Origin of the sequence: Albidovulum litorale (assembly GCF_025751495.1) — a bacterium.
Lineage (GTDB): Bacteria > Pseudomonadota > Alphaproteobacteria > Rhodobacterales > Rhodobacteraceae > Albidovulum > Albidovulum litorale.
In genome coordinates, this window is the sequence record NZ_JAOWKZ010000007.1 from 1 (window position 1) to 9,645 (window position 9,645).

Consider the following 9,645-nt stretch of genomic DNA (forward strand, 5'->3'; position numbering starts at 1 on the left):
TCGAGGACGGGCTGGACCTGATCCGGATCACGTCGGGGGCCGTCGATTTCGGCGGTGTGACGGTGGCGGCGTCAGGGTCGAACACGCTGGTGACCTTCTCGGATGTCAGCGTTCTGCTCATCGGGATCAACCCGGGCGACATCGACGCGAGTGATTTCGTGTTCGGGTAGGAAGAGACAGAACCGCTAGCTTGGCACGGTTCGAAATGTCATGAGCCGTGCGGTGCTTGATAGCCCACTTCCCGCGTCCTATAAGGCGACCCGACAACACAACCGGACGCCCTTTGATGCACGCTATTCAGTCTTTCCTGTTGCCAAGGGCCGGTTTCCCGCGAAAGCTCTACTTCAGATCCACAGGCACCGTTGCGATTGTTCCCGCGAGCGACGGCACCACGCCAGAGGTCTTGGTGCTTGATGATGGCGCGAAAATCAGTACCGACACTTTTTTCGGCGCTCTCTATTTATCCTACTGGGTAAAATACACATCCGTGAGGGACATACAGCTGGTTGTCCGGCTGAAGGGCAGCGCTGTTGTCCAGATTGTCGACACGACGGACTGGGGTGAGGAAGTCGTTATCCAGAAATCGATCTCCTCGACGACACTGCAGGATCACAAGATCTCGCTGCCGGAGCTTTCCGAAACGCATCCCTTCAACGGCCAGGGCCCACACCGTCGGCATGTGACGATCAAAGCCGCTGGTGAATGCACAGTCGCCGGAATGCTCTTCTCGACGCAAAGCGCTCCCAAACGCAAACTGTCACTGTCGATCGGACTCTGCACCTTCAACCAAGAGAAGATGTTCGCAAGGACATTGGAGCGGCTTGCTTCCCTCGTCGAAAACACGGATTCAATCCATGCAATCCACGTCGTCAACCAAGGTCAACCTTTCGCGTCTGACAAAATCCGTAATTTACTACAAAAACCTAAATTCCGTTGCACTGAGCAGCGGAACCTGGGCGGTTGTGGTGGGTTTACCAGAACGATCTTTGACGCTCTTGCTTCAGATGAACCTGTCACACATCACCTGTTGATGGACGATGACATCGTTCTTGACGAACGGATGATTGGCCGCGCAATCCAGTTTCTCGAGCACATGACCGCGCCTTATGCCCTCGGTGCGCCAATGATCGATGCGCTACGGCCGACGACGATGTACGAAGCCGGAGCATTCATTAGGCACGACAATCGCCTTCAACCATATTGTCACAACGTGGACCTTACCCGAAAGGGAGCACTGGCCCATTTCGATAAGCCGGCGAACACCGACTATAACGCGTGGTGGTTCTGTATCCTGCCGTTGGAACAATGCCGCGATGTCCGCTTGCCTGCTCCAATTTTTATTCGGGGTGACGATTTCGAATACGGCCAACGGCTTGCTGCGGCTGGTGTTCCGACCCTGACACTGCCAAGCATCGCAGTTTGGCATGAGCCATTCTATGCAAAACCTTCGGGATGGCAGGACTACTACGATCTTCGCAACCGATTGATCTTTGGCGCGACCTACCCGTCCAGGGTTTCTCAACTGTCCGTTGCGCATGTCACGGGACTCGTCACCACCTCAATTCTAAATCACAACTACCTTTCGGCAGAATTGCGGTTGCGGGCGATCGAGGACTTTCTTGCCGGACCCGACGCAACGCTATCCCGCGACGCCGAAGATCTACACCAAGAGATTATGGCGATCGCCAAGACCAATGCTCCTGAACGACTTGAGAGCGCCGCATGGAAGGCTCGGGACCCCATTATCGGTGCCCCGCTGAAGACTGGAAACATGCGGGAATTGATCGTCGAACAGCTTGCGTCTCTGGCAGTCACCGGGTTGGGACCGCTGCGGCGTAGCGATGATCCGGTTTTCATGGATATAGCAGTTCGACCTGCGACAGTACGCGGCCGTGGTTATGTCCTGACCAATGGACCAAGAACCTTTCATCTTCGCTACCGCCCCGAAAGAAAGAGAATGTGGTCGCTAATGCTTCGGACCGCCGGACTTGCCGTCAAGTACCGCCGAAAGCGGAAGGCAGCTGGGGCGTCATGGAGCGACAGAATTCAAGCCTACCAGAATGTCGACTTTTGGAAGGCGCAGTTCGACAGGCGTTAGGATAGAGGTTTCGGCATCTCCTTACAAAAGCTTTGTTGCCAATCAGATGCCGGTAGCTATGATTCTCGCTTCGCGCAGAGTGGTTTCTTGCTGACTGAAAGTGCCTAAAGATGGGAAAACCGCGGCTGATCCTTCATATCGGCGTCCACAAGACTGGCACGACTGCTTTGCAGGACATATTGGAGCAAAATCGGGAAACCCTTTCGCGCCAAGCAATGTGGTATGCTCGTACAGACCGGCCACCCTTTCCTGAGCACGCAAAACACGGGAGCTTGTTCCGGGCTGCACTAAGGGGAGGAGAAGACCTGCTCTCGGAAACTAGGATTCTAAGTGAGGAATTCCGCCAGTCCGGCTGCACCACTCTTGTTCTGAGCGAAGAGGGGTTTTCTGAGCCGAGATTTTCTAAATTCGCAGCGTTGGCCGACTTCCTTGCCGCTTTCGAGGTCAAGATCTACTGCAATATTAGGCGTCAAGACTACCTGATCGAATCCCTCTGGAACCAGCACTGTAAGTTTCGTGATGAATCCCGGGGCATTGAAGATTTCGCTTTCGACCCCGAAATACTCAACCGGAGTCGATTTAAACCCCTGCTCGATTTTTGGTCTTCATTCGGAGAAATCGTAGTCCGCGACTACGATCAGGTGAAGCTCTCCGGCGCCGCACGCACATTCGGCGAAACATTCGCAGTTGTCTTGCCTGAAACGATGCAGAAAAAGAATCTTAGCCCGAGCGCCAACTGCGCCCTAGTGCTTGCCGAACTGAACAGGCTGGGATTGCAAGAGTTGAAACCAAAGGTCATACGCGCCTTCCGTAATGACACGCGCAAACATGCGCTCGGCGGACTTCTGCGACAGAGGTTACTGAATTACTTTCAAGTAGATAACGCTGCCGTTGCGAAGACTTATGGTGTTACCTTCGAAACGACGTTGCCATCTGAAGGCCCCGAGCCTATTCGACACTTGGAAACCACAGCCGTCGTCCAAGCAATGGCGCGCATGAGTGAACTCAAATGACCAGTTTAGGTCGATGGCAGGCCGCGCGGCTTAGGGGACCATTGCGAACACTGCTAAGAAAGAGCCGTTCAATCCTCAAGAAGCCTATAACCATGTTGCGACTTGAAGAGAATATGAAGATCTACGTCTATTCCATTCCAAAATCGGGAACCTATTTTATTGCGGACTTTCTCGGTCGAGTTGGATTCACCAACACGGGCTATCATGTGATGGCCAATTACTTTCTAGACACGCATTCCGTAGATCTGGCCGTGAACGCATCCACGCCGGCAGCGGTCATGAAAAGTGCGAGCTTCGTTCAAACTCTCAGGCTGGTTCCACCACGTGGTGTGGCATTCGGCCACTTTCCTGCTCCGTATCTGCCGGACCTTATTCCTCGTTACACGTTCATATGTGCGTATCGCCATCCTCGTAAGACTCTTCTCTCAGAATTCGTCGATTTTAGATTTCGTCGAACGGACATAGATTGGCTCGCATCCGACGCCGTGAGCTCTGATCAGGACGCGTTTTGCCTTTACCTGGAACGGCACGGCCCTTCCCACATGCGCATCTTCAGTGAGATGCTCGGTGTGGCGACGTTGGTTCAGGATGAGTTGTTCGTTCATATGGACCCGCAGAGGTTCCATTTCGTCAATTTTGATCACGTCCTCGCCGACAGCAAAGCGATGACACAACTCGGCAGACGCCTTGGCGTATCAGCGGATGATGCACGGCGTGCCTATGCCGAGACGCTGTCGGCTGAGACCAAAACAAAAGCTACGAATATCGGGATCGACCGAAACGCTTTGTGGAGCCCTGCGGCGGAGCGAGCGTATCGTGATCTTGGTGCCGAGGCCTATGTCAAGCGTGGAAAGTCGCTTGGCTGGGCGTTCTGAGGCGAGGAGATCCACCACGAAATCGCGCCTCTGATCTCGATGTTCGTGCCTAGAGGGGCGGGTTTACAAATACCGGGACACGGCTGCCATCGGCGACGCACGCTTTGAAAGCTGCCGCGGTTTCAAACGCCTCCCGGATCGTCACATCCATGTCCAGATACCTGTAGGTTCCCAGCCGGCCAACGAAGGTAACGCCGGACGCCACCCCCTCGGCAAGCGTTACATAGTCACCGAGAAGTGCCTTCTCGTCGACCAGCCGGATCGGATAGTAGGGGATGTCATCAGGCCCGCAAGCGCGGGAAAACTCGCGATAGCAAACAGACCCTTCGTGCTGTTCCCAAGGGGCGAAGTGCTTATGCTCTGTGATCCGCGTGAATGGAACAGACAAATCGCCAAAGTTCATCACTGCACAGCCCTGATAGTCACCTTCATAAACAAAATGTTCGAAATCGAGCGTGCGATATCCCAATCTGCCAAGCCTATGATCGAACCACCCATCCAACGGACCGGAGTAGAAGGTATGATCATAGCGAGAGGCCTGATCGGATGAAAACCTGGTGTTAAGGTGCACGTCGATTGCGGGATGATCGAGTATGCGCTCAATCATACAAGTATACCCTTCTTCCGGCATCCCTTGGAACCGATGGAAGAAGTAATTGTCATCGTAGTTAAATCTTACCGGCAAGCGCCGGAGAATGGAGGCTGGCAGATCGTTTGGCGAACAGCCCCATTGCTTTTGCGTATATCCCTTAAAGAAGGCTTCGTAGAGATCCCGTCCTACGAAGCGCAACGCCTGCTCCTCGAAAGTTTGCGGGTCGGTAATCGTCTTGTCCGATTGCTGCTCTATGAAGGCACGCGCCTCATCCGGGCGCAATGTCAGGCCGTAGAACTGGTTGATTGTGTGGAGGTTGATCGGCAGGGAATAGACGCGGCCACCGGCGGTTGTCTTGACACGATTCCGATAAGGTTTGAACGTCGCGAACCGATTTACATAATCCCACACTTCAGTGTCGTCGGTGTGGAAGATATGCGGTCCATACACATGAATCAGCACTCCTGATTTCGCGTCGCGCTTGGTATAGCAGTTTCCACCTACATGGTTCCGCGCTTCTAGCACGGAAATTCTGTGCCCGGCGTCGGCAAGTTCGCGTCCGATCACGGCACCAGACAGACCGGCGCCTACTATGAGAATATGCATGCCGCCCCCGTCGAAATCACACTTCAGCCGGTTGTTTCATAGGTGTCCTGATGCTTCAACGATCTTTTCCTGCCCGCTGACATTCATCCCCTCATCAGGGATTGATGTGCGGAAATGGCTTCTTCAAGGTCATCGAAGTAAGTAAGCTGGCCATCTTCGAGCAACATTCCGGCATCGCAGAATTCACGGATCTGCATCATCTCGTGGCTGACGAGGATAGCGCCGGAATGCTTCATTCGCTCTTTGAAGACCGCGCGGCTTTTACGTCTAAATGCCGCATCCCCGACCGCCGTGACCTCATCGACCAGATACGTGTCGAAATGGATTCCCATCGAGGCACCGAATGCCAACCGAGAGCGCATACCGGCGGAATAGCTCCGAACGGGCATTTCGTAGTGGTTTCCCAACTCGGCAAACTCTGCGACGAACTCGACGAGTTCTTCGGTGTCCACACCATAGATCCGGGCGATGAATCGCACGTTCTGCGCGCCGGTGAGGTCGCGATGGAATGAACCTCCGAATCCGACCGGCCAGGAAATCGTTCCATCAGAAATAATCCGTCCGCTATCAGGACGGACCGTTCCGGCAATCATCTGCAACAGCGTTGATTTTCCAGTGCCGTTCCTGCCAAGAAGGGCCAGGGACTTCTTGGCCGGCAGAAGAAGATCGAGTTCTCTAACCACCACCTTTCTGCCATTGCCGGCCCGAAAGCTCTTGGACAGTTTCTGAAACTGGATCACGGTCGAATGTCTCTTTCAGGCAGCCTCAACGCCGGTCACGCAAGCTGTAATAGGCGAGGGCAAGGATCGACCACGCCAACAACAAAAACACCGCGACCAGCCCGCTGATGACAAAACGTCTTGGGTATTCCGATGTCTCGGGAAGGGTCGGCCGGATGAAAGGGGCGAGGTAGAGGCTTTGCCGCGCTGCCTCCGCCCGCGCGGCATCGACCGCTGCAAGCGCCAGCCGGTAGCTCTCTTCAGCGTATTCGCGGTCCACACTCAGGCTTTCATATTCCGCAATGAGTTCAGGATAATTCTCGCTCAACTCCCCGACTTCGTGCGAAGCGGTCGCGAAAGTGTTTCGCTCCGCAGCGATGCGGTCTCTGATGACCTCGATCCGGCGCAGCGATTGCGCAATTCGTGGATCGCTGTCCATCTCGGTCTGCAGCAGCAGCAAATCATAGGCGATGAGTGCTTCTGCAAGCTGCTGCTGCAGGGTGCTGAGAACGCCCATCCTGCCCTGTATGTCGCTATCCGGATCGACGATCTGTGTGCGAATTCTGAACTGGGTCATGGCTTCGCGCGATTTTTTCAATCGTTCCAGCGCAACATCCAGATCCTCGTTTGCGTAACGCATCACGTCTTGTCGCGCGGCGGTATTCAGGTCGTTGATCTTTCTTTGACCCTCAAGGAGAATTTCGTCAGCGATTCTGCGGGCGTCTTCTGCCGAAAACGCGAGCACGCGCAGTTCGATCAGCCGGGTGCTCTGATCATATGATATCCGGACCATACGCTGCCAATGAAACAAGAGGTCTTCGATCGCTACAGAAGGATCGAGGGCGAACACGGGATCAATCGGCCAGTGACGTGAATACATGCCTCTTAAGTTCACGCGTGCATCGATCGTCTCAACTATTTCCTGGCTATGGATGAACTCGTAGAGGATGTCGCTCTCCGACGTGACGCCAGTACCGGTGAATTGCGCTAAACCGCCGAAAAGGCCCGCCGTGGCGTCAATCCCTTCCTCTCTTCTGACGGTGAAGCCAACGGTCGACGCGAATTGATCCGCGCTGACAAAAAAGAGGTAAACAATTGACACTGCGGTTGGCAGAAGGACGCCGAGCACAAAACTCGCGATAAGACCCCAATGACGACTGCGCATACGAGCAGGGCTTGCCACCGGGCGGAGGGTCGTCAATCGCTCGCCGCCCCGTCGTCCCCGCGCATCAGTGTCCGATTGCTTTTCAGGCGCGTCGGCAATAGGCGTTGGAGCGGGTGTGCTGGTGGGCCGATTTTGCGCCGAAGCGGAGTTCGACCGTACTCTTTCCGATCGCTCCGGCAGCGCATCTGGATCACGCCGCGGCTTCTGGCCCATTTTCCCGGCATTATTCAATGACTTACCTCGCCGCACGTGAAATTGACCTCTCCACCGCAAATCTACATAATCACTGAAAAAAACACCAGCATGGTCACCACACGGATGTCACGCGCCTCTCCTCCAAGCTCTCCGGACGGTCATGTTGCCCAACCCGCAGCATTACCGCGAATCTCAGCACCGGCGCGCCGTTTTGCTGCGCCGAGGACGATATTTGCCCTGGTACTTAGAGAAATGGCAACAACTTATGGGAGGTCGCCGGGCGGTTATATATGGGCCGTTCTTGAACCGCTGGGCGCGATACTCATACTTGCTTTGGCCTTCTCGTTGCTGATCCGACACCCTCCGCTTGGCACAAGTTTTGTCCTGTTCTACTCGACCGGTTACTTGCCATTCTCGCTCTATCAAAGCCTTATGAATGCCGTTTCTCGGGCGCTTGTTTTCTCGCGGCCCCTGCTTATGTACCCCGCCGTTTCATGGATGGACGCCCTGCTGGCGCGCGCGGTTCTAAACACGCTTACCGGTGTCACTGTGATTTACCTTCTCATGAGCGGTATTTTCATTTTCACGGAAACGAATGTCGTTGTTGACATAACTCGGATTCTTTCCGCCACGGCGATGGCGGCGCTTCTTGGCTTTGGTGTGGGGAGTGTAAACTGCCTGCTGATTGGTGTTTTTCCAGTGTGGGAAGTTGTCTGGTCCATCTTCTCCCGGCCGCTCTTTCTCGCCTCGGGGATACTGTTTGTATATGAGGATCTGCCGCGCACGATACAAAGCATTCTCTGGTTCAATCCCCTGATCCATATCATCGGGGAAATGCGAACCGGTTTCTATCCAATGTATTCAGCAGAATATGTGAGTCCGTTCTTCGTGATCTTTCTCTCGCTGACTCTTATTACGTTCAGTTTCACTATGCTGAGGAAGTACCACCTGGACATTCTCAACGATCGCTGATCGCAACGGCCTTGATTTCTGTGAGGGTGACGTCGAGACGGCCGATGAGGCCGTCGGTTACAGCGCGGCGTAACAGTCGCAAAAATGCTGTTCGTTCCCCCGCATGGTGCCGGACTTTCAGAAACCACTTTGGCAGGATTAAGAGAAGCGCAGGCCAGAACACCACCCCTGCGGCCTGACGGTATACAATCAACAAGTTACGGTGGTGATAGTAGCTCTTCCAGAGAGGTGTGAACCGGTTTTTAGCGGCGTCTATAGTCGTGAATTCATGCTCGAAACGAACCCTGGGATCGAAACAGATCCTACCACCAGCCGCCACAAGACTGAGCGTATAGAGCACATCATCCCCGTAAAGAAACAGTCGCGCATCGGGATATCCAACCAGTTGGATTGCCCTTCGGGACAGAAACAGGCCAACAAAGGAGGCGGCATCAATCGATACCGGGCGGTCATCCAGATAGGCGGCACGAGGAATATGGAAACCGTCGCGACCGCGACCAGCGGCGACATAACGAACAAGACGCGCAAACCGCCCCAAATTGGCAAATGGATTGCGCGACGGCCGGTTCATTTCACACAACTCGCCACTGGGGAAGTAAACCGCTGCGGCGATTGCGTCCCAATGTGAGCGATCCAAGCAATGAAAGTTGTTCAACGCGCCGGGCATGGGACGGGCGTCATCATCCATAACGACAACCCAGTCGGGGTCAAAAAGCGCGACGGCGTTTTGCAGGCCAAGCGCAAAACCGCCTGCCCCGCCCAAATTCACCTTTGATCGCAAAATCGTCAGCCGATCCGGCACCGAGGTCTGGTAACGGTTTAGCACCGCGTCCGTGCCGTCAGACGACATGTTGTCGACGACAATGATCGCGTGTAGTTCTTCCGGCGCCGCAGCGAGCAGTGTTTCGAGGGTTTTTTCCAACTGCGTGCTGCGATTGTGGGTGACCACCACCGCGACCAAACGAGATGGCACCGGACCGTGGTTCGCCATTTCCTGCTCGGGACAGGCGGAAATGGTTATCTTAGGGCTTTGCATTGCCTTCATCCGGGTGTTCATCTTCCTCAAATCACATGTTCGAGTTGACACGACGGGCAAAACCCTGACCCGGTGAGAGCACATATTCATGGCGGATTGTCAAACTTAAACACGGCTGCCGGGTAGGCCACAGAACTTCCCCGTGTCATCCCGACGACGCGGTACGAAAAGAATCATAGCTAATAACGCGCATGAGCGCGCGGTTAGAACCGCAATTGCGGCAGCCTCGTCCGTCTAAGGAAAAGGCTGTGGCCGTTTACCCGAAGACGAAATCACTCGCGTCGATGTCGCCCGGGTTGATGCCGAATAGAAGCACGCTCACATCCGAGAACGTCACCAGCGTGTTCGGCCCTGACGCCGCCACCGTCACACCG

Annotated in this window: 8 protein-coding genes; 4 read left to right on the top strand and 4 right to left on the bottom strand. The window is 54.8% G+C overall.

All coding sequences use genetic code 11. The features are described from left to right. The first annotated feature begins 286 nt into the window (after positions 1-286). The 3 genes from OEZ71_RS20085 to OEZ71_RS20095 all read left to right on the top strand — a co-directional run bounded on the left by OEZ71_RS20085 (position 287) and on the right by OEZ71_RS20095 (position 3,986). Positions 287-2,098 (top strand): glycosyltransferase, encoded by a 1,812-nt coding sequence (locus OEZ71_RS20085; protein WP_263741877.1) that lies wholly within the window; start codon positions 287-289, stop codon positions 2,096-2,098. 110 nt (positions 2,099-2,208) lie between these two features. After that, positions 2,209-3,111 carry a hypothetical protein gene (locus OEZ71_RS20090; RefSeq protein WP_263741878.1) on the top strand — a complete coding sequence of 301 codons (903 nt, stop codon included), beginning with the start codon at positions 2,209-2,211 and terminating at the stop codon, positions 3,109-3,111. 113 nt (positions 3,112-3,224) lie between these two features. Beyond that, positions 3,225-3,986, top strand: coding sequence for a hypothetical protein (locus OEZ71_RS20095; RefSeq protein WP_263741879.1), 762 nt, complete (start codon positions 3,225-3,227; stop codon positions 3,984-3,986). Between the two features lie 49 nt (positions 3,987-4,035). Here the strand turns inward: OEZ71_RS20095 and glf are convergent, their stop codons facing one another. From glf to OEZ71_RS20110, 3 genes are all read right to left on the bottom strand, one after another. Then, complete coding sequence (glf, locus tag OEZ71_RS20100; RefSeq protein ID WP_263741880.1) at positions 4,036-5,184, bottom strand: UDP-galactopyranose mutase; 1,149 nt, start codon at positions 5,182-5,184, stop codon at positions 4,036-4,038. An 83-nt stretch (positions 5,185-5,267) separates the two neighbouring features. Then, on the bottom strand, positions 5,268-5,924 hold the full coding sequence (locus OEZ71_RS20105; RefSeq protein WP_263741881.1) for an ABC transporter ATP-binding protein: 657 nt from the start codon (positions 5,922-5,924) through the stop codon (positions 5,268-5,270). A 25-nt stretch (positions 5,925-5,949) separates the two neighbouring features. Beyond that, the gene (locus OEZ71_RS20110) at positions 5,950-7,281 is read right to left on the bottom strand and encodes a sugar transporter (protein WP_263741882.1); all 1,332 of its coding nucleotides are present in this window, start codon (positions 7,279-7,281) and stop codon (positions 5,950-5,952) included. Positions 7,282-7,317: 36 nt separating this feature from the next. On the opposite strand from OEZ71_RS20110, the gene OEZ71_RS20115 reads away from it, so the two are divergent. Further along, positions 7,318-8,235, top strand: a complete 918-nt coding sequence (locus OEZ71_RS20115) for an ABC transporter permease (protein ID WP_263741883.1) — start codon at positions 7,318-7,320, stop codon at positions 8,233-8,235. Here the strand turns inward: OEZ71_RS20115 and OEZ71_RS20120 are convergent. Further along, complete coding sequence (locus OEZ71_RS20120) at positions 8,222-9,292, bottom strand: glycosyltransferase (protein ID WP_263741884.1); 1,071 nt, start codon at positions 9,290-9,292, stop codon at positions 8,222-8,224. The two genes, OEZ71_RS20115 and OEZ71_RS20120, sit on opposite strands and share 14 nt — an antisense overlap. Positions 9,293-9,645 lie beyond the last annotated feature (353 nt).